Source organism: Flavobacterium sp. PMTSA4 (assembly GCF_032098525.1).
Taxonomy (GTDB): domain Bacteria; phylum Bacteroidota; class Bacteroidia; order Flavobacteriales; family Flavobacteriaceae; genus Flavobacterium; species Flavobacterium capsici.
In genome coordinates, this window is record NZ_CP134890.1 from 551,400 (window position 1) to 576,447 (window position 25,048).

The window sequence follows — 25,048 nt, forward strand, 5'->3', positions numbered from 1 at the left end:
ATAATCTATTTTCTTAATTATTTTTTTTCTTTAAATCTTCTACCTCGGCAACAATTTTTGGCAAATTTTTGAAATGTACATACGATTTATTCCAATCGCCATAGTTAAATGATGGTGAACCTTGTAAAACTTCTCCATCTTTAATATTTTTCCCTACACCCGATTGTGCCTGAATACGAACGTTATCACCTATTGTTATATGTCCAGCAAATCCAACTTGACCACCAATCATACAGTTTTTACCAATTTTGGTAGAACCAGCAATTCCTGTTTGAGAAGCAATTACTGTGTTTTCACCAATCTCCACATTATGAGCAATTTGAATTTGATTGTCAAGTTTAACTCCTTTTCTTATTATGGTTGAACCCAAAGTTGCTCTATCAATTGTAGTACATGCACCTATTTCAACATGGTCCTCAATAATTACATTACCAATTTGAGGTACTTTATTATAAGTTCCGTTTTCAGAAGGTGCAAAACCAAAACCATCAGAACCAATAATAGTACCTGAATGAATGGTACAATTATTTCCGATTACAGTTTCAGAATAAATGCGAACACCCGCAAAAAGAATACAATCGTTACCAATAATGGCATTATCACCAATAAAGGAGTTTGGATATATTTTTACATTGTTACCTATAACAACATTTTTACCTATATAGCTAAAACTACCTAAGTATAGATTTTCTCCATATGTAACCCCTTCAGAAATTACAGATGGTTGTTCTATACCCGATTTCATTAATTTTACCTGATTGTAATACTCTAGTAATTTTGAAAAAGATTTATAAGCATCTTCAACTTTTATTAAAGTAGTAGTTAATTCATTTTCAGGAACAAAAGTATTGTTAACTATAGTAATGGTTGCTTTTGTAGAATAGATATAACTTGCATATTTTGGATTGGCTAAAAAAGTTAGAGAACCATCAGTTCCTTCTTCAATTTTAGCTAATTTAAAAACTTCAGCATCTGGATTTCCAACCACTTCACCTTCAAGAATACCTGCTATTTGTGCTGCTGTAAATTTCATTTATTGAATTGCTTTTAGAGTCGGCATAAAATGAATCGCACCAATCAACTGTTTTCTAGAAGATACCGAAATGTTATGTAAATTTTTATTCATTGCCACAAAAGTATAAAAAAATCATTTTTAATCTTAGTTTTCTACAAGTTGTTTTGGGTAGCAAATATAATACTTAATTACTGGCTTTGATAATGCTTTTAAATTCAACTGGTCAGAAGCTTCTACAACATCTTCAATAGTTCGGTCTTTTTTTAGAATTCTAATAGGTTCTGCATCTTTGTTATAAGCCTGATTTTTTATCTTTCCCTTAAAAACAAAAAACTCAGCGTCTTGCTTTGAAACATTCCATTTCTCAGAAATTTTTTGAATGTAAGTGTCTGTTAACTCTTTTGGAAATTTTTCAGAATCTAATTTTATTTTAAGTAAATCACGATTAATAATCATTTTACTCAAACTACTTAATATATAGTCATTGTGAAATTGCCAACTTTTTAATGCTGAAATAATGTCAAAATCATCTAATTGAGAAAAAGTATTTAATAAATCATCATTGAAATCAGCTGAAGTTACTTTGTTTGACATGAAATAATGAAATGGTTTGCTGCATTCAATTTCAATTCCTTTGTTTAGCAATTCTTTTGCTCGTTTGAGAGTTTTGGTTAAAATAAGTTCTGCTACCAAACTTGTTTTATGCAAATAAGCTTGCCAATACATTAAACGCCTTGATGTTAAGAACTTTTCAATAGAATAAATTCCTTTTTCTTCCATGACCAAAACATCATCAACCACATTCATCATTTGAATAAGTCTATCTGAATTTATATTTCCTTCGGCTACACCAGAATAGAAACTATCTCTTTTAAGATAATCCATTCTATCCATATCCAACTGACTAGAAATTAATTGCAACATAAATTTTCTATGGTATTCGCCTTTGAAGATTTTAATTGCTAAACTTAATTTGCCATCAAATTCTTGGTTCAACTTATTCATGAATAATAACGAAATTTCCTCATGATGAACTTCAACTATACTATGTTCCATTGCATGCGAAAAAGGACCATGACCTATATCGTGTAAAAGAATAGCAATAAGCAAAGCATTTTCTTCTTCTTTGGAAATTTCTACTTCTTTGAAACGAAGAACTTCAATTGCTTTTTGCATCATGTGCATAGCGCCAAGTGCATGATGAAAACGAGTGTGATGTGCGCCAGGATAAACCAAATAGGATAAACCCATTTGAGAAATCCTTCGCAAACGTTGAAAATAAGGATGCTGAATCAAATCGTATATCAATGAATTAGGAATGGTGATAAAACCATAAATTGGATCATTGACTATTTTTTGTTTATTGGTTAATGGCACTTTTTAACTATTTATAAAACTTTGTGTTAGACTAATTCTTTAAAATATTGTAACAATATTTTATCATTTTCTTTAGTAGGTGTAAAAATCTCTAAAATTGTTGGAGTTTCGTTGTTTGAAAACAAGTCTTTTAAACTTTTTGATAATGTTTCATCACTGCTTGCAGTAAGATAATTAAATCGGTACATTTTTGCTAAATGCTCTGCGGTTAAGCAATGAGAAGTTTCAAAGAATGTATTAAATGTTTCGTTTTCTTGATGTCCTGGTAGAATTCTAAAAATTCCGCCGCCGCCATTATTGATAACTATAATTTTAAAATCCTTTGGGATATAATTATTCCAAAGCGCATTACTATCATAAAAGAAACTTACATCACCTGTAATAAAAACTGTCGGTTTATTACTTGCAACGGCAGCGCCAATAGCAGTTGAAGTACTTCCATCGATGCCGCTAGTTCCTCTGTTACAAAACAACTCATTGCTTTCATCAACATCAAATAACTGAACATAACGTATGGCGGAACTATTGCTTACTTGTAGTTGCGTGTTTTTTGGAATTGTTTTTAGAATTGTATCAAAAACCTTTAAATCAGAAAAGGGAATTTTATTGATGTATTCTTCTCTTTTTGTTTTTCTAACTTGATTGATAGCTTCAAAAGTAGATTTATAATTGCTCTCAACGGTTTTTACATAAGGCAAAAACTGAGAAAAAAACTGATTTGGAGAAACATGAAAATGATGCGTTAAAATTCCAAAAGTATCATATGCTCTAAGCTCATCTATGTGCCAATGATGTCTTGGTTTATAATTTCTAACAAAAGCTTTAATTCGTTTAGAAACAATCATTCCACCAAGTGTAATGAGAATTCTTGGTTGTAAGTTGCTAAACTCTTTTTGAGAAAATGGCGTTATTAAAGAATCAATATTGTTTATAAAACTTGGATGATGAAGATTAGAATTTGCCTCTGTTAAAACTACAACTGATGGAAAACTGGTTAATTTTTCAATCCATTTTTGCTCAATAGAATTTGGAGATAATTCACCAACTATGACTAGTATTTTTTTACTGTGATTCCATAAAGTTGAAAAAGCAATAATGTCTTCTACTCCAATCATTCTATATACTTTGAATAAACTTGTAATGTTAAAATCTACAGAAAGTTTATTGGTAGTTTCATATAATGGTTCTTCAAAAGGAACGTTTATATGAACCGGACCTTTTCGTGCTATGGCTACATTAATAGCTTCATTTATAAAAACTTCATTTTCTTCAGTTGCGTCTTCTGTTAAATTGGCGTTGTATAACGAATGGTTAAGAAAAACATTTTCCTGACGAATAGTTTGTCCATCACCAATATCTATTTTGTCTTTTGGTCTATCGGCTGAGATTACAATAAATGGATGTTGACTATAAAAAGCTTCAGCAAATGCTGGATAATAATTCAAAAGAGCTGAACCTGATGTACAAACCACGGCAACTGGTCTTTTTGTTTGTTGAGCAATTCCTAAGGCAAAAAAACCTGCACAACGTTCATCAGCAATACTGTAACAATTAAATTTTTTATTGTTTGTAAAACCAATCGTTAAAGGTGCATTTCTTGAACCTGGAGAAATAACTATATCGTGAACTCCTTTAGCAGAACAAATTTCTATTATACTTTGGGCTAATGGTATTTTAGGATAAATCATGAATTGTGCTTAAACATAGCAAATGTACGAACTTTAATCCTTTTTAAATAGGTTCAAATAGTTTTCTTATTTTTGAAAATATTTTAAACAAATGCACATTCAACTCAGAAATTATAAAGAAGAAGACTTAAACAGTATAATTGAAATCATCAATTACAATATCTTAAATTCGACTGCTCTTTATGATTATACTATCAGAACTATTCATCAACAAAAATTAATTTTTGAAGACAAAAAGAATAAGAATTTCCCAATTATAGTTGCTATTTTAAACGATGAAGTTGTTGGTTTTGGTTACTACAGTGAATTCCGTTTTCGTGAAGCTTATAAATTTACTGTTGAACATTCTGTATATGTTTCTAATAACCATCACGGCAAAGGAATTGGAAAACTATTACTAGAAAAACTTATTTCTTTAGCGAAATCACAAAAACTTCACACCATGATTGGCGTAATTGATTCAGAAAACGCAAACAGTATACAATTTCATGAACACTTTGGTTTTGAAAAAGTTGGCTTTATAAAAGAAAGTGGATATAAATTTGACCGTTGGTTACATTCTGTAATCTTACAGTTAATTTTAGAATAAAAAAAATAGAGTTATGTTAACTCTATTCCATTATCATCTAAAATGCTCAAAAGACTTCTATTGCTGTAAACATCGTATTTTTCAACGCCGCTTTGATACCATTTTTGAATTACTTCTATTTGAAAAGGTGTATAACCCGTTTCATCAATATTCATTCCTAGCATACCAGCAAGTAAAAAATCTTCTAAAACTTTTGTAGTAACAATCAGTTTAGGAATTCCATTAGAAATTTTACCATTCATGTTTTCATATTCTTGTCTTCCTATTTGAAAACCTTCCTGAAAGGCATCACTGTAAAATTCTTTTATTTCTATAACTGGATTCAGACCATTTGAATAACCTTCAAAATAATCCTTTCTATATACTGGATTGAAAATATCTTCCATAAACTATTTGTTTTTTATTGTTAATCAAAATTAGGAAGGAAGCATATAACGATAAACTAAAATCGTTTAAATGATAAAAAAATCTTCAAACTACTGCTGGCTGTTCGTTCGTCGATGTTTTTATAGTTTATTGACATTGATTAGCATAAATAAAAAAAGGCAAACCAATTGGGTTTGCCTTTTTTGTATCATTACTATACAATTAACTGTTTATCCAACCTACTATTTCTTTATCCGTTGGTAAAACTCTTGGAGAAAGTACTTTGATTAATTCTCCTTTTTCGTTAATTAAATATTTTTGGAAGTTCCACTCTACTTCGCTGTCCTGAAGTCCATTTTTACTTTTTTGAGTTAAAAACTGATAAACTTCATTCATGTCTTTTCCTTTCACTGATGATTTTGCCATCATAGGAAAAGTTACACCATAATTTTTTTGACAAAATTGTGCAATCTCTTTGTCACTTCCCGGTTCTTGAGAACCAAAATTGTTTGCTGGAAATCCAACAATTACAAAGTTTTTGTCTTTGTATTTTTCATAAATTGCTTCTAAGTCTTTGTACTGAGGCGTTAACCCGCATTCAGAAGCGGTGTTTACTATTAATATTTTTTTACCCTTCAATGAAGAAAAGTCAAACTCTTCACCATATAAATCGGTTACTTTAAATTGATAAATGTTTTCTTTAACTAATGTCTCTGTGCTTTCTTCTGTGTTCATTGCCATTGTTTTATTTTCGGTTTTATTTCCGCAACTAATAAATATTAGAGTTGCAAATGTTAATAAAAGTAATTTTTTCATAGTTGTAATTTTTTTATAAAATTATAAATAATTAATCCATTTTTTGTTATACAAATGATAAAGTTATATTAAATAATAAAAAAGAACCCAACCACATGAGTAGTTGGGTTCCCAACAAACATAACAAAAACCAATCTAGCTTTCATTACAAACAAAAACAAGTGTTTTAGAAGGCAAAACTAATTTTACTCTTTATGAAAAAAGGAGTTCCAGGTGTAAAATGAATTTCTTCTACACTCTGACTTTCGTTTTGCAATCTAGATTCGGTGGCAAACTGAGTCTCATTCCATTCGGTATTAAATAGGTTTTCAACTGCTAAACCGAAGGTGAAATTTTTATAATTATAATTTATATTCATATCGGTAACAAAATATCCTTTGGCTTCGATAGAATTATCTTCGTTAGCAGGACGATGATTTAAATATCGATAATGTATTCCTCCAGAAAAGCGTTTGTAATTTGTAAAGTTCAAACCTCCAGTTGTGGTAAAATCGGGTGCTAATGGAATATAATTTTGTCCGCTTGGTTCATCAATACTTCTTGCGTAGGTGTAATTAATATCACTATCAAAAAATAGATAATTGTTCAGTTGATATCGTGCGCTAAATTCAATTCCCATACGTTTGGTTTTCCACTTGGTTCAACAATTCCTGCATCGCCAACATATACAAATTCTTGCTCCAGATATAATTGCCAAAGTGTAGCATTTATAATTAAACTTGGAATTGGTTTAAAAATCGTTCCAATGTCATTTCCAAAAGCTGTCGGAAGAATTTCTTTTCCCATTTGACTCACAACTACTCGCGTATCATTGGAATGAAATCCTAATCCTGATTTTGCAAAGAGTTGAAAATTATTGTTAACACTATAAAAGACGTTAAGCTTTGGAGAAATTTTAAATTTATCTGCTGCTAATGATTGAAAAGGTTCTGTTAATTTATCGTTATAATTGAATTTAAAATAATCCAATCTCAAAGCCGGATTTATAACCCATTTACCAAAGGAAAATTCAGTATTTGCATAAGCAAAAGCATTGTTTTGATCAACATCACCTAGTTTAATTTTTTCTAAAGTGGTGTATCGATTTTTTGTTGATGATAGTTCTGAATCATTCGTAGCATCAGTTCTAAAACCAGCGCCAATTTGAAATTTTGAATTAGTACCTTTTAAATTATATTCTAAATTCATTCCGTAAACTGAACGAGATTCTTTTTGTCTAATTTGGTCGCCATCAATTGGATTATTTAGAAAAAAAGTAAAATTAGAATACAGTTCAAATTCATAATTGGTATAAAATGAAGTTGCTTTAATAAAACTTGTTTCTGTAATAGGTTTTATAAAAGTAGCAATCAAATTATTTCTTGAAGTAAACCCGCCTTCAGTGGCATCAACAGCACCAAAACGACTTATAGTTCCATTGTCAACCAATCGTTGCGGAATTTGTCCTGAAGCATTCCATTTGCTTTCAAATCGAGAAGCTGAAATTGAAAACTTACTATTGTTAGTATATCGTTTTGTGTATTTCCCAAACAGATTTACTCTTTTAAAATCTTGTGGTGCTTCAAATGGTCCATCGGTTAAAATATATTCGGTAGCCAAAAACAATTTCTCGTTTACATTTGGTTCTAATAAATTAAATAAACCAACAGTTCTCAGTGTATTGAATTGACCTACTTCTGCTCCAACTGAATTTCTATCTACATTTTCCTTAGTTTGAAAGCTTACGTAACCTGCCGTAGCAAAATCGCCTTGCGAAGCATTATAAGTTCCTTTTCCATATTCAATTTTATTAATAGTTTCAGGAATTAAAAAATGCAAATCAGCATAACCTTGTCCGTGTGCATGTGAAACCATATTAATAGGCATTCCATCAACATTAATAGCTACATCAGTACCGTGGTCAATATCAAAACCTCTTAAGAAAAGTTGTTCTGCTTTTCCGCCGCCGGCATGTTGACCAATAAATAGTCCAGGAACTTTTCTCAAAATTTCTTGAGAAGAATTTACTGGATTAGTCATTAAATCTATTTTTGAAACGGCATTCATGGCTGATAATTTTGGTTGAACAACTACTTGGTCCAATTCATAAACGGATGATTTTAAAATTACATTCAAAGTTTCATCTGTAATAACAAAAGTTGTTTTTTTGAAGCCCAAAGCATTAATTTGTAGCGTGTCGTTAACTTTAGTACGCTCTATTGTAAATTTTCCCAATTCATCTGAGTGAGCATGAGTTTTTGAACTTAAATTGGTAATAAATGCATTTTCAATAGGCATGCTAAACTCATCTTGAACAACTCCATGATTTACTTGGCTCATCATCAAATTTGACGATAAGATTATGAATATCAGAACTAATTTTTTCATTACAAACTCTTTATTTTTTCTTCGTAATTTGGTCCTAGTTCAAACAAACTATTCATTAATTCCTCTTTGATTGGCTTAATTTTATCCAATTCATTATTAGCTTTATATATTTCGGCCAAATGATAATTTAATTTTGGTTCAAATGATTTTCCTGCTACATGTTGTTTAGCAATTTCAAGTGCTTTTTCTTTTTCACCCATTTTAAAATAGGTCCATGCTAGTAAATCATATGAATCTGGTGTAGGTCTATGCTCAACTTCTTCTTCTGCTATGGAAAGAGATTTTGAAAGCGATTGTGGTTCTTCGGCAAAAAGGAGAACATTATATTTATTATACATTGCGCCATATTCTTTATTGTCAATACTGTTGAAATATGAATTTAACATTTCAACTTTCTTGTCATTATCTTTTTTATATTCTGCAATTTGGGCTTTCAGTAAATAAAAATCAGGCGAATTGTGACGTTTTGAAATTTGATTAATAATTCTAATGGCTTCATCTGTATTTTTCTCATGCGAAAAAGCAATCCAAGCAATTCCTTTTAAAGCGTAGCTATTATTTGGATCAATTGCCAAGGCATTTAAATAGTATTGATAAGCTTCTTTAATTTTTCCAGCATGACCATTATAATCACCAAGATTGGTATTAGTCCAAATTTTAAGATGTTTGTTGCTGTATTTTTCAGCTTCAATTTTTGCTTTTTCCATGAAGGAAATAGTGGTTTCTAAATCGCCAATATGATCGTTCCATTTTGCAATTCTTATGTAATAATCAAACTCTTTTTTGTTGTCAATTGAATTCAAATGTGATTCGGCTTCTTTATAGTTTCCTAACTCCATTTGAACATCAAACAATAACTTGTGCGTTTCATTAAGTCCTTCTCCAATTGCAAGTGCTTTATTTGCTAATTCTAAAGCTTCATTAAATCGATGTTGCGAAATATAATTTCGTGCTAAAGAACGAATATTGTTAACTTTAGAGTACTTGTATGCCTCATTTACTTCAAGTAGATTTTTTTCAGCAATTATTAAATAATCAATATTAGCTGTGATGTCAAAAAGTTTTGTATAATTGGATGCTAATATTCCCAAATAGCTTTTTTGATTAGGCGCATTATCATATTTTTTTTGCCAAAAATCAATCTCTCTTTGAGTTTCTTTCAAATCATTATTTGTTGTAGATTGCAAATAGACTTCATAATCTTTTGAATTTGTAACCACATCAGATTTTGAGTTGCAACTAATCAATAAAGCCAGTAAACTAATTGATAATGTTATATTTTTTAAAAGTTTCATGATGTTTGTTTTTTTTGTTTGTTGTTGTAAAAACAAGAGCGCTAACGCAAATCAACGCTCTTGTTAAACTATATTACCAAGATTCAGCTAAGTATGGAAATGATGTTAAAAACGGTTTGTCGTTAGCGTCAACATGATCAGAAGTTAAACCAGCATTATCACCACCAGTTGGTCCACCAAAAAGCAATAACAATTCTACATCAATAACATCATCGTTCAACCTTCTACCAGTTAAAACATTAGTTCCATCAAAAAATGTTGTAGTTCCTGAAGTACTCAAATTCAATACGTCTGTTGCTAAAACAGTTGTAAAAGTTGTAGCATCTAAACCTAATGCATTTGTAGTATAGCCTGGATTTAATGCTAATAATCTAGCCTCAAAAGAAGCCTGAAAATTAGCTCCCATTTGTGATGGAATTGTTCCGTTAAATTGATCTTTTGGTGTTCCTGATGCTACAAAGACAGTATTTATAGCTGGTCTACCCATTTGATCTTGTTGAACAAAAGTGCCTGAAAAGTCAGTTGAATTATCCGAAGAATCATCACTACAGTTTACTGAAAGCATTGATGCAACCAGTGTTAATCCTAATATTATATATTTATTTGTTTTCATACTATTATTTAATTTATTGATTTATACTTATTGTTTTCTTTTGGTTTCAGCCCATACATTTAAAGAAGATTCATTTCCTAAAGTAGATTTTGGAACTTCCACCACAATTGATAGAACATTTGTACCTGCAAAAGTATCAGTACCAGGATTGTTAAATCCACCAGCTGTTCCAGCTAAAATGGCGCTGTACTGACCTAAATCAAAAAAGAAAGGATCATCTCTAGGACCAGCAAAAAAGGTCATTCCATTTTGTGATGAAATTGTTGCAGGTTGACCATATTGAGAAATTTTCACATTTCCGGCGGCTGCATTTGTTTTAATTGTACTTGTTGTACCTGTTGTTCCTGGAGCAACCGGTCCAAAAAAGTACATTTTGTTTCCTTTTCTAATAGCTTGAATTACTAAATCCTCAACATTGTCTCCATTATTATCAATGTTAATTTCGGTTAAAACATTTTCATCAAATGAAGCTGCTGCTGTAGAAGATGGACTTAATAAACCTTGAGTATTTACTACAAATACCATATTACTTGTATTCTGCCCTTGAAAAGCATATACATCTGTAATATCAGAAGCATTTCCTGTTACTGCTGGTGCATCAATGTGATCAGCAGCCAAGAAAACCAATCCTGAAATCGCAACAAGCGAAATCGCTAAATAAATTTTTGTTTTTTTCATTTTAAATTAATTTTATGTTATAACTATAGTTACGAGATTGGATTGCTTTTGGATTTTAAAACATCAATATTTTTTTATTTTAAACAAAAAAACAGAGCAAAATGCTCTGTTTCATTCAATTATAATAATCCATTTTTACCATGGAGTTGCTAAATATGGAAAAGATTCAGTAAAAGGCTTATCATTAGAATCAACATGATCCGAAGTTACTGCTGCATTAGCAGTACCATCTGGACCGCCAAAAATCAAAAGTAATTCTACATCTATTACATCATCCGACAAATTTCTTCCTGTTAATACATTTGTTCCATCAAAAAAAGTAGTTGGAGCAGTTTTACTAACATTTAATACATCTGTAGCCAATACTGAAGTAAATGTAAAAGCATCCAAACCTAATGCATTTGCAGTATAACCAGGATTTAATGCTAAAAGTCGTGTTTGAAAAGACGATTGAAAATTAGCTCCCATTTGTGATGGAATTGTGGTATTGAACAAATCTTTTGGTGCACCTGAACCAACAAAAACGGTATTGATTGCTGGACGTGCCATTTGATCTTCTTGCATGTAGGTCCCAAAAAAGTTTTTGCCATTTGATTGTTTTCCTAAAAGTTCAGAATCTGTACTTTCATCTTTGCTACAACCTACAAATAAGGTAAGCATGCAAAAACAAATGGTTATTATAGAATATATGTTATTATTTTTCATTGTAATTGGATTTAAATTATTATTGTTCTCTTTTTGTTTCAGCCCACACATTTATAGTTGAAGAACTTCCTAAAGTTGATTTTGGAACTTCAACAACAATTGATAGAACATTAGTTCCTGCAAATGTATCGGTGCCTGGATTATTGAACCCAGTTGCAGTTCCTGATAAAATAGCGCTGTATTGTCCTAAATCAAAAAAGAATGGATCGTCTCTTGGACCTGCAAAAAATTTCATTCCGTTTTCAGTTTCAACATTTGTTTCACCATATTCCGAAATTTTTACTTTTCCTGAAGCATTTTGAGTTTTTATAGTACTCATTTTTCCTGTCATGTTAGGTGTAGCCGGACCAAAGAAATACATTTTATTTCCTCTAGCGATAGCTTGAATTACTAAATCTTCAACATTGTCACCATTGTTGTCAATATTGATTTCAGTTAAAACATCTTCATCAAAAGTTGCAGATGCAGTTGCACTTGGACTTAATAATCCTTGTGTATTTACTACAAATACCATGTTGTTTGAATCTTGCCCTTGAAAGGCGTACACATCGGTAATATCAGATTTATTACCTGTTACAGCTGGAGCATCAATGTGATCAGCCGCTACTAAAATTAGACATACAATCGCTATTAGCGATGAGCCTAAAAGAATTTTTGTTTTTTTCATTTTATATGATTTTGACGTTAATATGATATTATATACGTAGCTATTAAGATATTGGTTTTTAAATACTTCTGTTTTTTATACTATTTATAATGATTAAATTAAAAAGATTCCTATTTTTACAAGAACTAATCAAAAAAAACTATGTCACAAGAAGAATTATTACCCTTGCTCTTAAGGAAAGAAGAAAGAGCTTTTACAATGCTTTATGACATGTATTCTAAAAGCCTTTTTAGCGTTATAACTAATTTGATTAGCAACAGAGATGACGCAGAGGATGTGCTTCAAGAAGTTTTTGTTAAAATTTGGAAAAATATTGATTCATATAGTGAATCAAAAGGAAGATTATACACTTGGATGCTTAACATCGCTAGAAACACTACTATTGATAAGTTGCGTTCTAAAGGATTTAACAACTCGCAAAAAAACCTTTCTTCTGATAATTTCGTACATCTGTTAGACGATAGTAATCTGTTAGACGATAGTAATAAACTAGTAAATAGAATTGATTCTATTGGTCTTAGAGATTTTGTAAATAAACTAAAACCAAAATGTATCCAATTAATAGATTTACTTTTTTTTAAAGGTTTTACACAACAAGAAGTATCAGAAGAACTTTCGATGCCGCTTGGAACTGTAAAAACTCAAAACAGATCGTGTATGAATGATTTACGCAATTTTTTAAAAATATAAATGGAAAACAAAGAATATATAGAGTCAGGTATTTTAGAACTTTATGTTTATGGTTTACTTAGTGAAACCGAAAACATTGAAATAACTGCTATGGCGGAAAAAGAACCAGAAATTAAAAATGAAATCCTTTCTATTGAAAGAGCAATTTTGAATTTATCGAGTAGTTTTTCGCCTTTTATTTCTAACAGTCAGTTTGAAAAAATTAAAGCTCAATTAGAATTGAAACATTCTAACGTTATACAAATGCAGCCAAAAACAAGCAGATACAGTTACATTGGTTGGGCTGCAAGTATTGTATTATTATTAGGTGTCGGTTACCAATATTTTCAATTGAACAACACAAAAGAGCAGATTGTTGTGGTTGAACAAGAGAAAAAGCAGTTAAAAGATTCAGTAAATGTTTTAGAATTAAACAACAGATACACCAAAGAAGTTTTAGCAGTTGTTCGTGACGAAAATAATAAAATAATTCCTCTAGGTGGACAAGCTGTTGCGCCGGAAGCAAAAGCAAGAATTTATTGGAATCAAAAAACGGATGAAGTTTATGTTGATGCAAGCGGATTGCCAGAACCACCAGAAGGAAAAGTTTATCAAATTTGGTCTTTAAAACTTCAACCACAGTTAACTCCAACAAGTATTGGTTTATTGGTTGACTTTAAAGGTAATGATTCCAAAGTTTTTGCAGTTGATAAAACTTCGGGTGCTGAAGCTTTTGGTATAACGCTTGAACCTTCAGGCGGAAGTGCTTCACCAACAATGGAACAACTTTACACATTAGGAAAAGTATAATATTAATTTGTAATAAAAGAAAAAGGTTCAACAATGTTGAACCTTTTTTTGTAGAAATTATTTTTTATAATACTTTTTAAACTTCGGATAAGTTAATATTCCAACAACTGAAATACCAATTGCCATTTCATATATCCATGCCAAAGATTTTGCTTCACCACTTGCATAAGAATGCAAACCTACTAAATGGAAATTAACACCATAATATGTAAATAGAATAGACATAAAGGCAAACATTGCCATCAAGTTAAAAATCCAACGGCTTTTCATTCCAGGAACAAAACGTGCGTGAATTACAAAAGCATAAACCATTATACTGATTAATGCCCAAGTTTCCTTTGGATCCCAACCCCAATATCTTCCCCAACTTTCATTAGCCCATTGACCACCAAGAAAGTTTCCAATGGTCAACATAACTAAACCAACCGTCAACGCCATTTCATTAATATAGGTTAGTTCTTTGATGTTTAAATCCATTTTAACTTTATTTTTCTCATTCGTGAAAAACATAAGTAATAACGAAACAAATCCAAGTATGAAACCTAATGCAAATGGACCATAACTAGCTACTATTACAGCAACGTGAATCATTAACCAATAAGAATTTAAAACTGGTTGAAGATTTGCAATCTCTGGATCTATCCAGTTTGCATAAGCAGCTGTTAATATCATTGCTGTGACAAATGCAGATGATGCGACAGTTAATTTAGATTTTCTATCAAATGCTAAACCAAAAAACATTGTTGCCCAAGCAACATAAACAATAGCTTCATAAGCATTACTCCAAGGTGCATGACCCGAAATATACCAACGAGCTATTAATCCAACGGTATGCAAAGCAAAACACAAACCTATAAGAACATGTAATACGTTTATAGAAACTCTTAAAAACTTTCGATCTTTAAAAATTTGACTTATAACTAATACAAACATCAAAATAGCTAATGAAATGTACCAATAAGGTAATTTCTTGAACACATCATATTTGTTATATAGTATTTCATAATTAACTTTTTCCATGCTCGGCATGACTTCTCTTCCATACTTCATTTGGAATTTTTCCATACCTTCGAGCATCATGTTTGCACCAGCATATTCTTTTGTGCTAGTACCTTTTGCTAAATATTGAAGGTATAATGGAAAAGCTGCTTTTATAGTGTCTAAAGCGGTTCCCGTTGGTTGGTTCAACTCTAGATTAGAAACCCATTTGTTATTCTTATCATTTGGAACTGGATAAATTTTCAAAATACTTCCAAACAAAGCAGAATTCAATAAATTGATTTTTTTATCAGTTTCTACAAAGTCTTTCTCAAATTGATTCGGATTAGCAGTTTTATAAGCTTCATCTAAATATGGCGCTAATTTGTAATTTCCATCTTTATCAAAAAAAGCAGCAAAAGGAATTAATTTTTGTTTTGGCTCTACTCCTATTAATTTACGAATACTGTCATTGTCTTTTTTAACATAAACTAGCGGAATTTCCATCCAAGCAAACGGAAATTGTTTCATAGAAATAAAAACCTGGTCAGAATTCATTCCTTCATAAGTATCATTATGACTTACCTTGCGCAATAATTCAGAAGAAAAAGTATTGATTGGCTTCATTCTACCACCATCATCTTGAATGACTAATCTACCAAATCGATCAGCTTGTGCTTCGGGAACTTTATATTTTAGAATAGAATCTTTATAGTTAAAAGTATTTTGTTTATGAGAATGGTTTTCTTGCGAAAAGCTCAAAGTAGTACTTAAAATAAGTAGTATTGAAAGTAATTTTGCTTTTTTCTTTTTAACAGTTTCTAATTTCTTTTTCAAATCAGCAAAACGAGTATTTTTTACAAAAAGAATTGCCATCATGCAAAAAAACAATAAGAAATAACCAATGTAAGTTATGGTTGTTCCCCAAAAATCATGATTTACTGAAAGTACTGTTCCTTTTTCATCTTGGTCAAATGATGCTTGGAAAAATCTGAAACCTCTATAATCTAAAATATGATTCATATAAATTCTTGCATCAAACTTGTTAGCCGAATCTATTACTGTGACTTTGCTTTCAAACGCAGAATAACTCTTTTCTGTTCCGGGATATTTATCAGCTATAAAATCATTTAATTTTAATTTGAATGGCAGTTCATAAACTTTACTTCCAAACATTAAAGTAAAGTCAAGTTTACCAAGTTTTACCATAACTGGTTCACCTTGTTTTCCTTTGGAACCAACAAGTGTTATCTCTTTCTCTTCGCCACCAGATCTTATAATTAAAGTCAATGCATCGTCATGTTGTTTTGGCTTATAATTTCCTGAAGCTTCAAAAGTTTTAAATCCTTTTTTAGCTGCTTCGGGCAATACAAATTGAGTTCCCCCAAGATTATAAAGCGAACGATACATCAAGGCTTGGACTGAATCTTTAGTAACTTTTCCTTGAAATTTATCAGCCATTCTCATAAATTGACCATCAAATGGAGTAACTATAGTATTGTCAATTGTATTTATATTAACCGCACCATCAGTTGGTTTATTTAAAGCAAAAAGTAAATTATGAATGTTTTGAACTTCGCCTTCTTTCAGCCAATGTTCATGTCGAGTACCATCGCCAGATTCAACCAGTTTTAAATATAAAACACCTTTTTCATCTTCTTTGATTACTTCTTTTGCATCAAGGACATAATTTTTATAGCTAATTTCAAAAGGAATTTCACCAAACTTCTTATTAATTAAAAATGAATTGTCAGCAACTGGAGAAAGTAATAATGATTTTTCAATTGTTCTTCTTTTCACGCTTCCTTCATATTCTCCATCTACAAAAACGGTCAAAAAGTTTTTATCCGAATACATTCTATTTGAAATTTCGCCTTCACGAATGGGCATCATTCCTTCATAACTAATGTAACGAGTAATAGCTGCGCCTACAATGATAAAAATAAAAGAAAGGTGCAAAAGTAATGTTGCCCATTTTTCTTTTTTGTAGAGTTTGTATCGTTTAATATTTCCGAAGAAATTAATTAAAAAGAACACATGTATAGCTTCAAACCACCACGAATTGTATATCCAAATTCGAGCGGTATCAGTATTGTATTTGCTTTCTATAAAGGTTCCGAAAATCATGGCTATGGCATAACCTATAAATAAAACTGCCATTAAACGTGTGGAGAAAAGAAACGCGTATATTTTTTTTTCCATAAAGCGGAAGAATTGATTTTTATAAAGTAGTGCAAAAGTAATTAAAAATGTGAATGTTTTGAGGTAGAATTATTCTATTTAAGTATAGTTTAACTTGTGTTTTTTGATTGAGGAAAAAATTAAATTGAATTATTAAATAATGTCTCAAACAGGAAAAAATTATTAAAACAAAACCTAAAAAGTAAATACCGTAAAAAAAAATAAAAAAAACCGCAATTAACTTATTGGGCATCAAACTATTTTTGGGTGTAACGATTTTATTAGAATTTTAGTAATCAAATTTATTGTAATGCCACTACTATCTAAAACCGACCTTACGTACACAAATTATTCATGGAATAAATTACCAGACCATTCTTCAAAAGTATTTGTATCATTGGACAATACACCATTGAACAGAAAAATGGGCAATGAAATTTTAGACTTCATAAATTCATTTGCAAAAATTCATCATTTGAGTTTTAAAAGAACTGGATTGAAAATTGAAAAAATGATACATAAAGAAGTACCTAGTAAATTAAAAACCAAAGAAGAAATTAAAGCATGGATAGAACAAAACTGGTACAACTGTAAGTTTTGAAAAAAATATTTGATTAATTAATATTAGCCAACAAGCTTTAAACCATTTTTAATAAACATTCCATTTAACTACTAATTTTAGTACTTTTGTCGAATGATTACAGTAGTGCTTATTGGTTCGGGCAATGTTGCTCAGCATTTACTCTTGGCTTTTCAAAAAGCTAAAAGCCTCAATCTTATTCAAGTATTAGCACGACATCCAAAGCAAATTGCTCACTTACTTGATGAGAAGAAAATTATTTCAGATTACAAAGAACTCAAAGAAGCTGACCTTTATGTTATAGCTGTTTCAGATAATGCCATTGCTGAAGTTTCTAGTCAAATACCTTTTACATATAAACTTGTTGTACATACCTCAGGAAGTATTCCAATGATTGAAATAGATTCAAAAAACCGAAAAGGTGTTTTTTATCCGTTACAGACTTTTTCAAAATCAAAAGAGATTGATTTTAGCCAAATTCCAATTGCATTAGAAGCTGAAACTAAAAATGATTTATCCTTATTAGAAGCTGTTGCTCAATCTATTTCTAACCAAGTATATCAAATAAACTCTGAACAACGCAAAGCACTGCATGTAGCTGCTGTTTTTGTATGTAATTTTGTGAATCATTTGTATGAAATAGGTAGTGAAATTTGTAAGGAAAATAACTTATCTTTTGATTTACTGAAACCATTAATTTTAGAAACTGCCGATAAAATTTTATCGCTTACTCCTAATGAAGCACAAACTGGTCCAGCAAAAAGAGAAGATACGGTTACTATCAATGCGCATTTAAATTTTTTAAATAAAGATAATCAGAAAGAAATTTATAAACTCCTAACCCAATCAATTATTGATAATGGAAAAAAGCTATAAAGAATTAATGAACAACATAACAACCTTCATTTTTGACATTGATGGAGTATTGACCGATGGTGCTGTTCATGTAACCGAAACTGGCGAAATGCTAAGAATAATGAATATTCGTGATGGTTTTGCTTTGAAAGCAGCTGTAGAAAGTGGTTATCATGTTTGTGTAATTTCTGGAGGAAAAAACGAAGGTGTTCGAATCAGATTAAGAAATTTAGGTATAACTGATATTCATTTAGGTTCGCCTGATAAAGTGGAAACTTTCAAAGAATACATTGAATTATACAATATTAAACCTGAAGAAGTTTTATTTATGGGTGATGATATTCCTGATTTTCATGTAATGAAATTAGTTGGGTTACCAACTTGTCCTCAAGATGCTAGTCCAGAAATCAAGGCTATTTCTAAATATATCTCACACAAAAACGGTGGTAAAGGTGCTGTTCGTGAAGTTATTGAGCAAGTAATGAAAGTACAAGCAAAATGGCATATGTACTACAACGGAAAACATGATTAACAATTAAGAATTAGTAAACTACAAAATGAATTTTTTAAAATTAATACGATATAAAAACCTTTTATTAATTGCGTTTATGCAATTACTTTTTCGTTATGGATTTTTAGCACTTCAAGATATTCCTTTGGCATTGAAAGATTGGCAATACTTATTGTTAGTATTATCAACAGTGCTAATTGCAGCCGCAGGTTATGTAATCAATGATATTATGGACCAAGAAACTGATTATGATAACAAACCAAATAATGTTATTATTGGTAAATCCATATCAGAAGAATCGGCATACTACATGTATTTTGGTTTAACTATATCAGGTGTTCTAATTGGATATTATCTTTCCGATTATGTAAATAAAACTTCTTTTTTTGGATTGTTTATAATAATTTCAGTCCTACTCTATTTGTATGCCACAAGTTTTAAACGCATAGCTGTTGTTGGTAATTTGATTGTTGCATTAATACTTGGACTTAGCGTAATTATTATTGGCTTTTTTGATATTATTCCTTATTTATCCTATGTAAGTTTTGACCAGAAAGTAAACATGCAAACACTTTTAGGGATAATTTTAGATTATGCAATTTTTGCATTTATTATTAATTTTATAAGAGAAATAATTAAGGACTTAGAAGATATCGATGGCGACTATAATCAAGGAATGAATACTTTACCCATAGCTATTGGCAAAGAAAGAACCGCAAAAATAGTTACTGTTTTATGTGTAATTGCTACTGCTATTTTGTTTTGGTATGTCAATAACAATCTAATGAATTCAAAGCTTTACATCGCCACAATCTACTCTTTATTATTTGTAATTAGCCCAATGATATTTGTAACTGTAAAAACTTGGTCTGCAAAATCAAAAAAAGATTTTAAGTTGTTAAGCAATGTTTTAAAAGCAATTATTTTCTTTGGAGTTATATCAATACTAATTATTTCATTAAACATTAAATACAATGTTAAAGGATAAATTAAAAAACTATAAATTAATTTTAGCCTCTGGTTCGCCCAGAAGGCAACAGTTTTTTAAGGACTTAGGTTTAGATTTTGAAATTAAAATCAAAAATGTTGATGAAATATATCCAAATCATTTACAAGGTGTTGAGATCACAAATTTTCTTGCCGAATTAAAAGCAAGTTCCTTTGACAATGAAATGCTTGAAAATGAAATTGTAATTACGAGTGACACTATAGTTTGGTATGAAAATAGAGCATTAGGAAAGCCTAATGATTATGATGAAGCTTTTGCGATGCTAAAAAATATGGCCGGAAATACTCACGAAGTAATTACGTCTGTGTGCTTTAAAACAAGTAAAAAAAATGATTTGTTACATTGTGTTACAAAAGTTAGTTTTAATAATTTAACCGATGAAGAAATCAACTATTATCTCGATAAATACAAACCATTTGATAAAGCTGGAGCTTATGGAATTCAGGAATGGATTGGGTTAATTGGTATTTCTAGGATTGAAGGTTCTTATACCAATGTAGTCGGAATGCCAACCGAAATGGTATTCACTTATTTAAAAAATTTGAATATTTAACAATGAAAAAATTAGTTCTGTCAATACTATTTATTTTTATTTTATCTAATTTTTCAGTTGCTACTAACAAAACAGCAATCGATTCTACAAAAGTTGAACTTCAAAAAGATCCAAAAGTTGGTTCTTTCAGGTACTATTATTATCCAAATCTTGAAGCTTATTTTGATGTTAGATTAAAGAAATATATCTATAAAGACAAAGAAAAATGGGTTTATGCAGATAAAATACCTTCAAACTACAGAGGTTACTCGGCTTATAATAAGTATTACATCATTTTAACAGATGTAAAACCAGACAATGAAGAACCTTATTTATTGATTGAACAACACAAAAAGAAATATCCTGCTGATTACAAAGGAAAATATGTAAAAACAAAAGTTAGATAAACTGCAAATACTAATAAAATGAAATTCTTATCAAATTTTACAATTGAAGCTATAGCAACTATTATAGTATTAATAATTGTTGTTGTATTAAGAGTTTTATTCACAAAGTTAATTAGACGATATGCTAAAACGCATTCTAATATCGAGCATAGAACTAATTTAGTAATCAAATATATTCATCTACTACTCAATATTATTACAGTAATTATATTAATTATTATTTGGGGAGTTCAAAAGAAAGATTTATTAGTAACCATTTCCTCTGTTGCAACCGTTATTGGTGTGGCAATGTTTGCCCAATGGTCAATTCTAAGCAATATAACTTCGGGTATTATTCTTTTCTTCTTTTTTCCTTTTAAAATTGGTGATACCATTAAAATCTTCGATAAAGATTTTCCAATTCAAGCAGAAATTGAAGACATCAGCGCTTTTCATATCGACCTAATAACTGCTGATGGTGAAAGAATTACCTATCCAAACAATCTTCTACTTCAAAAAGGAATTGCTATAGTTAGGGAAAAAATTGAGGATAAAGATTTTTACGATTAACACTAAAACAAAATTCTATAACTTTTTTCAAAATTCTTGTAACACAAGATTCAGTATTAAGAACCAACTTTGTATTGTTCTTCAAATAGAACTTATGTTGAACTTAAAATTTAAAATTATGAAAAAGTTAAAATATTTAGTAATTGTAGCTCTATTTGCAATGGCAAATACTGCTCAATCTCAAGTCTCGGTTAATGTGAATTTAGGAACACCGCCAGTTTGGGCTCCAGCCAATGCAGTTGCGGTTCAATATTATTATCTGCCAGAAATTGGTGTTTATTATGATGTTCCTGCTGAAAGATACATCTATTTAAGAAATGGTAAATGGTTCAGATCAGCAGCTTTGCCTGCGCAATATAGATATTATGATTTGCGTCATGGTAGAACAGTTTATTTAACAGATTATAGAGGAAATGCTCCTTACACTTTCTACAAAACACATAAAATTAAATATGGTAAACCTGCAGGTCATAGTTATGCCAAAAAAGGAAATAATGGAAACCATAAAGGAAAATCGAAGGGAAAAGGCCATGGAAAGAAAAAATAGTTTTTTACTAACTATTCGAAAAAAGCAAAGTTTAAAACTTTGCTTTTTTTATTGATTTTCAACAAATTATAACTACTATTAAAATAATATTTTTCTTAAATTGAAGTTAAAAAGATGTAGTTTATCGATGTACAACCGCCAAAATACATAAATCTCAATTTTTTTTGCTATATCTTTGTAATGCCAAAAGTCTAATAAATTAAAACTACTAATGATGAAAAAGCTATCTTTTTTAATGGTTTTATTTTGCACTATAAGTTTATCAAATTCTTATTCTCAAAATACTAATTCTCCAAATTCAAAATTGACAATAGATGCTAAAACAAATTGTTATTTGCGCTATTATTACTTTCCAAATTTAGAAGCCTACTTTGATCTTCAAAAAATGGTTTACTATTATAAATTGGATGGAGTATGGAATTCTTCAGAAAATCTTCCTCAAAATTATGGTGGATATTCATTGTATAATAAAGCTAGAGTCATTATCAATGATTATGATGATGACAAACCCTATGAATTAATTGATATTCACAAGAAAAATTATCCTTATAATTCAAAAGGTCACTTTAACAAAGTGGAGTTGTCTTCAAATTAATTTTGTTAAAAACAATTTAAATAAAAGGATGCTTTTTATTTAATCTGTATATTTGAAGCTATTGCAATCAATACTAATTTTATGCAAAAGCTTTACTCCTTTTTATTCCTTTTATTAGCACTATCCACACAAAACTTAGTTGCACAGCAACCATCTAAACCATCATCTGTAGAGTTATTTAACCAAATTCAAAAACTTAATTTTTTGGGTTCTGTTTTATATATTGCTGCACATCCTGATGACGAAAACACTCGACTAATTTCTTGGTTATCCAATGACAAAAAAGCTCGAACTGGTTATTTGTCTTTAACTCGTGGCGATGGCGGGCAAAATTTAATTGGTTCTGAATTAAGAGAGCTTTTAGGAGTAATTAGAACTCAAGAATTAATAGAAGCTCGAAAAATTGATGGTGGTGAACAATTCTTTTCGCGTGCTAATGATTTTGGATATTCAAAAAATCCAGATGAAACTTTAGAAATTTGGAATAAAGAGCAAGTCTTGAGCGATGTTATTTGGGCAATTCGAAAATTTCAACCCGATGTAATCATCAACAGATTTGACCATCGTTCACCAGGAACAACTCATGGTCATCACACTTCTTCAGCCATGCTAAGTTTTGAAGCTTTTGATAAAGTTAATGACGCAACTGTATTTCCAAATCAATTACAATATGTTACTACTTGGAAACCAAAACGATTGTTTTTTAATACTTCTTGGTGGTTTTATGGTGGAAGAGATAAATTTGAAAAAGCAGATAAATCTAATTTAGCACAAATAAATACAGGAACTTATTTTTCGGATTTAGGAAAATCAAATCAAGAAATTGCGGCATTGAGCAGAAGTCGTCATCAATCACAAGGTTTTGGTTCTACTGGAAGTCGTGGCGATGAAGATGAATATTTAGAATTTTTAAAAGGTGATAAACCTTCTGATAAGAATAATATTTTTGAAGGCATTGATACTACTTGGAATCGTGTTGAAGGTGGAAAACCAATAGGAGAAATACTCTCAAACGTTGAGAAAAATTTTGATTTTAAAAATCCTTCAGCTTCTATTCCTGAATTAGTTAAAGCATATAACCTAATTCAAAATCTTAAAGACAATCACTGGAAAAAAATTAAAACAGAAGAGATTAAAAAAATCATTGCTGGTTGCGCTGGTTTGTACCTTGAAGCTGTTTCTGATGTTCAAGAAGCAACGCCAGGCAGCACAATCAAAGTAAAATTAGAAGCTATTAATCGGAGTAATATAGTCATGAATTGGAACGCAACCCAAACCGTTCCAAGTATAATGATGACTCAAGAAATTAACCCGTTAATGAATAACAAAGGAATTTCTAAATCTATTGAATTACCTCTTAATGATAGTTTGAACTATACTTATCCCTATTGGCTAGAAGAAAAAGGAACTACTGGAATGTATCGTGTTGATAACCAAGAAAACATAGGTATTCCTGATGTTTTAAGACAAATTAAAGTTACTTTTTTAATAGATATCAATGGTACGACAATTCCTTTTGAACGAAATGTAGTTTACAAATATAATGATGATGTTAAAGGCGAAGTCTATCAACCGCTTGATATAGTTCCAATTGTTACTTCTGCATTAAATGAAAAAGTTTATATTTTTAATTCTAACAGAAGTAAAACAATTAATGTAAAAATAAAAGCTGGAAAAGACAACATCAAAGGTAATGTTAAACTTGAACTGCCAAATGACTGGGAAGTTTCTCCAAATGAAATTCCATTTACCATCGATAAAAAAGATGAAGAAGTTTTAGCAGTTTTCTCAGTTTCTCCTTCAAAAGAAGCAAGCGAAGTAGATATAAAAAGTATAGTGAATATCAATAATCAACAATTTGACAAGCAAAAAATTGATATTAATTATCAGCATATTTACAAACAAATGGTTTTACAACCGGCAACTGCTAAAGCAATTCGTTTAAAAATCAAAACTAAAAACGAAAAGATTGCTTACATCATGGGTGCAGGTGATGAAATTCCAAAAAGTTTAGAACAAATGGGTTATGATGTTGATATTATTAAACCTGAAAAAATCTCAACTCAACTTCTCAACAACTATGATGTTATTATGACTGGAATTAGAGCTTACAATGTTGTAAATGCTTTAGCAACAAAACAAAAAATGTTATTAGACTTTGTTCAGAATGGTAAAACAATGATTGTTCAGTATAATACTTTAGATGATTTAGTTACCAATGAAATGTCACCTTATAAATTAAAAATATCAAGAGATAGAGTTACTGATGAAAATGCTGAAGTACGATTTATAAATCCAAACCATCAAATTTTAAATTACCCGAATAAAATAACTACTGAAGATTTTAAAGGCTGGACGCAAGAACAAGGATTGTATTATCCAAGTGAATGGGATACTGCCTTCACTCCTATTTTGTCAGCAAATGATAAAGGTGAAACCCCAAAAAATGGTGCCTTATTAGTAGCTAAATATGGAAAAGGAAATTACATTTATACAGGATTAAGTTTCTTCCGAGAGTTGCCAGCTGGAGTTTCGGGTGCATTTCGATTATTAGCTAACATGATTGCAATTGGAAAATAATTATGGAAAATAAAAAACAACTTTGGAAAAATAGTTACACTTGGGTTTTAATAGCCAATGCAATTTATA

General features: G+C 30.3%; 24 protein-coding genes and 1 pseudogene. 13 read left to right on the forward strand and 12 right to left on the reverse strand.

Annotated features, from left to right (window positions below; genetic code table 11):
- Positions 1 to 13 precede the first annotated feature (13 nt).
- From lpxD to menD, 3 genes are all read right to left on the reverse strand, one after another.
- On the reverse strand, positions 14 to 1,033 hold the full coding sequence (gene lpxD, locus RN605_RS02590) for a UDP-3-O-(3-hydroxymyristoyl)glucosamine N-acyltransferase (RefSeq protein WP_313321935.1): 1,020 nt from the start codon (positions 1,031 to 1,033) through the stop codon (positions 14 to 16).
- Between the two features lie 126 nt (positions 1,034 to 1,159).
- Positions 1,160 to 2,392: an HD domain-containing protein gene (locus RN605_RS02595; RefSeq protein ID WP_313321937.1), complete on the reverse strand. Its 1,233-nt coding sequence runs from the start codon at positions 2,390 to 2,392 to the stop codon at positions 1,160 to 1,162.
- Between the two features lie 26 nt (positions 2,393 to 2,418).
- Positions 2,419 to 4,080, reverse strand: a complete 1,662-nt coding sequence (menD, locus tag RN605_RS02600; protein WP_313321940.1) for a 2-succinyl-5-enolpyruvyl-6-hydroxy-3-cyclohexene-1-carboxylic-acid synthase — start codon at positions 4,078 to 4,080, stop codon at positions 2,419 to 2,421.
- A gap of 91 nt (positions 4,081 to 4,171) precedes the next feature.
- Between menD and RN605_RS02605 the strand changes: the two genes are divergently transcribed.
- Entirely contained in the window at positions 4,172 to 4,669 is a 498-nt protein-coding gene (locus tag RN605_RS02605; RefSeq protein ID WP_313321942.1) for a GNAT family N-acetyltransferase, read from the forward strand.
- 11 nt (positions 4,670 to 4,680) lie between these two features.
- Here the strand turns inward: RN605_RS02605 and RN605_RS02610 are convergent, their stop codons facing one another.
- The 8 genes and pseudogenes from RN605_RS02610 to RN605_RS02650 form a co-directional block, all read right to left on the reverse strand.
- Positions 4,681 to 5,055 (reverse strand): hypothetical protein, encoded by a 375-nt coding sequence (locus RN605_RS02610; protein ID WP_313321944.1) that lies wholly within the window; start codon positions 5,053 to 5,055, stop codon positions 4,681 to 4,683.
- Between the two features lie 202 nt (positions 5,056 to 5,257).
- Positions 5,258 to 5,851 carry a glutathione peroxidase gene (locus RN605_RS02615; RefSeq protein ID WP_313321946.1) on the reverse strand — a complete coding sequence of 198 codons (594 nt, stop codon included), beginning with the start codon at positions 5,849 to 5,851 and terminating at the stop codon, positions 5,258 to 5,260.
- Between the two features lie 166 nt (positions 5,852 to 6,017).
- A complete protein-coding gene (locus tag RN605_RS02620; RefSeq protein ID WP_313321948.1) occupies positions 6,018 to 6,470 on the reverse strand; it encodes a TonB-dependent receptor domain-containing protein in 453 nt (150 codons plus the stop codon).
- Positions 6,437 to 8,218, reverse strand: a complete 1,782-nt coding sequence (locus RN605_RS02625) for a TonB-dependent receptor (protein WP_313321950.1) — start codon at positions 8,216 to 8,218, stop codon at positions 6,437 to 6,439. The genes RN605_RS02620 and RN605_RS02625 overlap by 34 nt, the downstream gene beginning before the upstream one ends.
- The gene (locus tag RN605_RS02630; protein WP_313321952.1) at positions 8,218 to 9,513 is read right to left on the reverse strand and encodes a tetratricopeptide repeat protein; all 1,296 of its coding nucleotides are present in this window, start codon (positions 9,511 to 9,513) and stop codon (positions 8,218 to 8,220) included. The genes RN605_RS02625 and RN605_RS02630 overlap by 1 nt, the downstream gene beginning before the upstream one ends.
- 73 nt (positions 9,514 to 9,586) lie before the next feature.
- A pseudogene (locus tag RN605_RS13875) lies at positions 9,587 to 10,804 on the reverse strand (DUF4331 family protein).
- A 135-nt stretch (positions 10,805 to 10,939) separates the two neighbouring features.
- Positions 10,940 to 11,509 carry a DUF4331 family protein gene (locus tag RN605_RS02645; protein ID WP_313321957.1) on the reverse strand — a complete coding sequence of 190 codons (570 nt, stop codon included), beginning with the start codon at positions 11,507 to 11,509 and terminating at the stop codon, positions 10,940 to 10,942.
- Between the two features lie 19 nt (positions 11,510 to 11,528).
- On the reverse strand, positions 11,529 to 12,176 hold the full coding sequence (locus RN605_RS02650; RefSeq protein ID WP_313321959.1) for a DUF4331 family protein: 648 nt from the start codon (positions 12,174 to 12,176) through the stop codon (positions 11,529 to 11,531).
- Positions 12,177 to 12,317: 141 nt separating this feature from the next.
- Between RN605_RS02650 and RN605_RS02655 the strand changes: the two genes are divergently transcribed.
- Together RN605_RS02655 and RN605_RS02660 are read left to right on the forward strand one after the other, a co-directional pair.
- Positions 12,318 to 12,866 carry an RNA polymerase sigma factor gene (locus RN605_RS02655; protein WP_313321961.1) on the forward strand — a complete coding sequence of 183 codons (549 nt, stop codon included), beginning with the start codon at positions 12,318 to 12,320 and terminating at the stop codon, positions 12,864 to 12,866.
- A complete protein-coding gene (locus tag RN605_RS02660; RefSeq protein ID WP_313321963.1) occupies positions 12,867 to 13,655 on the forward strand; it encodes an anti-sigma factor in 789 nt (262 codons plus the stop codon).
- A 57-nt stretch (positions 13,656 to 13,712) separates the two neighbouring features.
- Here RN605_RS02660 and ccsA read toward each other — a convergent pair whose 3' ends face one another.
- Positions 13,713 to 16,835: a cytochrome c biogenesis protein CcsA gene (gene ccsA / locus RN605_RS02665; RefSeq protein ID WP_313321965.1), complete on the reverse strand. Its 3,123-nt coding sequence runs from the start codon at positions 16,833 to 16,835 to the stop codon at positions 13,713 to 13,715.
- Between the two features lie 289 nt (positions 16,836 to 17,124).
- On the opposite strand from ccsA, the gene RN605_RS02670 reads away from it, so the two are divergent.
- The 10 genes from RN605_RS02670 (at position 17,125) to RN605_RS02715 (ending at position 24,979) form a co-directional block, all read left to right on the forward strand.
- Positions 17,125 to 17,415, forward strand: coding sequence for a hypothetical protein (locus RN605_RS02670; protein WP_313321967.1), 291 nt, complete (start codon positions 17,125 to 17,127; stop codon positions 17,413 to 17,415).
- 93 nt (positions 17,416 to 17,508) lie between these two features.
- Entirely contained in the window at positions 17,509 to 18,270 is a 762-nt protein-coding gene (locus RN605_RS02675) for a Rossmann-like and DUF2520 domain-containing protein (protein ID WP_313321969.1), read from the forward strand.
- A complete protein-coding gene (locus RN605_RS02680) occupies positions 18,254 to 18,781 on the forward strand; it encodes a KdsC family phosphatase (protein ID WP_313321971.1) in 528 nt (175 codons plus the stop codon). The genes RN605_RS02675 and RN605_RS02680 overlap by 17 nt, the downstream gene beginning before the upstream one ends.
- Positions 18,782 to 18,806: 25 nt before the next feature.
- The gene (locus RN605_RS02685; protein ID WP_313356382.1) at positions 18,807 to 19,748 is read left to right on the forward strand and encodes a geranylgeranylglycerol-phosphate geranylgeranyltransferase; all 942 of its coding nucleotides are present in this window, start codon (positions 18,807 to 18,809) and stop codon (positions 19,746 to 19,748) included.
- Entirely contained in the window at positions 19,735 to 20,322 is a 588-nt protein-coding gene (locus tag RN605_RS02690; RefSeq protein WP_313321975.1) for a Maf-like protein, read from the forward strand. The genes RN605_RS02685 and RN605_RS02690 overlap by 14 nt, the downstream gene beginning before the upstream one ends.
- Before the next feature lie 2 nt (positions 20,323 to 20,324).
- On the forward strand, positions 20,325 to 20,708 hold the full coding sequence (locus RN605_RS02695; protein ID WP_313321977.1) for a hypothetical protein: 384 nt from the start codon (positions 20,325 to 20,327) through the stop codon (positions 20,706 to 20,708).
- 18 nt (positions 20,709 to 20,726) lie between these two features.
- Entirely contained in the window at positions 20,727 to 21,257 is a 531-nt protein-coding gene (locus tag RN605_RS02700) for a mechanosensitive ion channel domain-containing protein (RefSeq protein WP_313321978.1), read from the forward strand.
- Between the two features lie 118 nt (positions 21,258 to 21,375).
- Positions 21,376 to 21,804: a hypothetical protein gene (locus tag RN605_RS02705; RefSeq protein ID WP_313321980.1), complete on the forward strand. Its 429-nt coding sequence runs from the start codon at positions 21,376 to 21,378 to the stop codon at positions 21,802 to 21,804.
- 214 nt (positions 21,805 to 22,018) lie between these two features.
- Positions 22,019 to 22,399 carry a hypothetical protein gene (locus tag RN605_RS02710; protein ID WP_313321982.1) on the forward strand — a complete coding sequence of 127 codons (381 nt, stop codon included), beginning with the start codon at positions 22,019 to 22,021 and terminating at the stop codon, positions 22,397 to 22,399.
- A gap of 81 nt (positions 22,400 to 22,480) precedes the next feature.
- Positions 22,481 to 24,979: a PIG-L family deacetylase gene (locus tag RN605_RS02715; RefSeq protein ID WP_313321984.1), complete on the forward strand. Its 2,499-nt coding sequence runs from the start codon at positions 22,481 to 22,483 to the stop codon at positions 24,977 to 24,979.
- Positions 24,980 to 25,048 lie beyond the last annotated feature (69 nt).

Coding starts and splice junctions, on each gene's coding strand:
- lpxD (WP_313321935.1), bottom strand. CDS start 1,033: ATGAAATTTACAGCAGCACAAATAGCAGGTATTCTTGAAGGTGAAGTG.
- menD (WP_313321940.1), bottom strand. CDS start 4,080: ATGATTTATCCTAAAATACCATTAGCCCAAAGTATAATAGAAATTTGT.
- RN605_RS02605 (WP_313321942.1), top strand. CDS start 4,172: ATGCACATTCAACTCAGAAATTATAAAGAAGAAGACTTAAACAGTATA.
- RN605_RS02610 (WP_313321944.1), bottom strand. CDS start 5,055: ATGGAAGATATTTTCAATCCAGTATATAGAAAGGATTATTTTGAAGGT.
- RN605_RS02615 (WP_313321946.1), bottom strand. CDS start 5,851: ATGAAAAAATTACTTTTATTAACATTTGCAACTCTAATATTTATTAGT.
- RN605_RS02620 (WP_313321948.1), bottom strand. CDS start 6,470: ATGGGAATTGAATTTAGCGCACGATATCAACTGAACAATTATCTATTT.
- RN605_RS02625 (WP_313321950.1), bottom strand. CDS start 8,218: ATGAAAAAATTAGTTCTGATATTCATAATCTTATCGTCAAATTTGATG.
- RN605_RS02630 (WP_313321952.1), bottom strand. CDS start 9,513: ATGAAACTTTTAAAAAATATAACATTATCAATTAGTTTACTGGCTTTA.
- RN605_RS02645 (WP_313321957.1), bottom strand. CDS start 11,509: ATGAAAAATAATAACATATATTCTATAATAACCATTTGTTTTTGCATG.
- RN605_RS02650 (WP_313321959.1), bottom strand. CDS start 12,176: ATGAAAAAAACAAAAATTCTTTTAGGCTCATCGCTAATAGCGATTGTA.
- RN605_RS02655 (WP_313321961.1), top strand. CDS start 12,318: ATGTCACAAGAAGAATTATTACCCTTGCTCTTAAGGAAAGAAGAAAGA.
- RN605_RS02660 (WP_313321963.1), top strand. CDS start 12,867: ATGGAAAACAAAGAATATATAGAGTCAGGTATTTTAGAACTTTATGTT.
- ccsA (WP_313321965.1), bottom strand. CDS start 16,835: ATGGAAAAAAAAATATACGCGTTTCTTTTCTCCACACGTTTAATGGCA.
- RN605_RS02670 (WP_313321967.1), top strand. CDS start 17,125: ATGCCACTACTATCTAAAACCGACCTTACGTACACAAATTATTCATGG.
- RN605_RS02675 (WP_313321969.1), top strand. CDS start 17,509: ATGATTACAGTAGTGCTTATTGGTTCGGGCAATGTTGCTCAGCATTTA.
- RN605_RS02680 (WP_313321971.1), top strand. CDS start 18,254: ATGGAAAAAAGCTATAAAGAATTAATGAACAACATAACAACCTTCATT.
- RN605_RS02685 (WP_313356382.1), top strand. CDS start 18,807: ATGAATTTTTTAAAATTAATACGATATAAAAACCTTTTATTAATTGCG.
- RN605_RS02690 (WP_313321975.1), top strand. CDS start 19,735: ATGTTAAAGGATAAATTAAAAAACTATAAATTAATTTTAGCCTCTGGT.
- RN605_RS02695 (WP_313321977.1), top strand. CDS start 20,325: ATGAAAAAATTAGTTCTGTCAATACTATTTATTTTTATTTTATCTAAT.
- RN605_RS02700 (WP_313321978.1), top strand. CDS start 20,727: ATGAAATTCTTATCAAATTTTACAATTGAAGCTATAGCAACTATTATA.
- RN605_RS02705 (WP_313321980.1), top strand. CDS start 21,376: ATGAAAAAGTTAAAATATTTAGTAATTGTAGCTCTATTTGCAATGGCA.
- RN605_RS02710 (WP_313321982.1), top strand. CDS start 22,019: ATGAAAAAGCTATCTTTTTTAATGGTTTTATTTTGCACTATAAGTTTA.
- RN605_RS02715 (WP_313321984.1), top strand. CDS start 22,481: ATGCAAAAGCTTTACTCCTTTTTATTCCTTTTATTAGCACTATCCACA.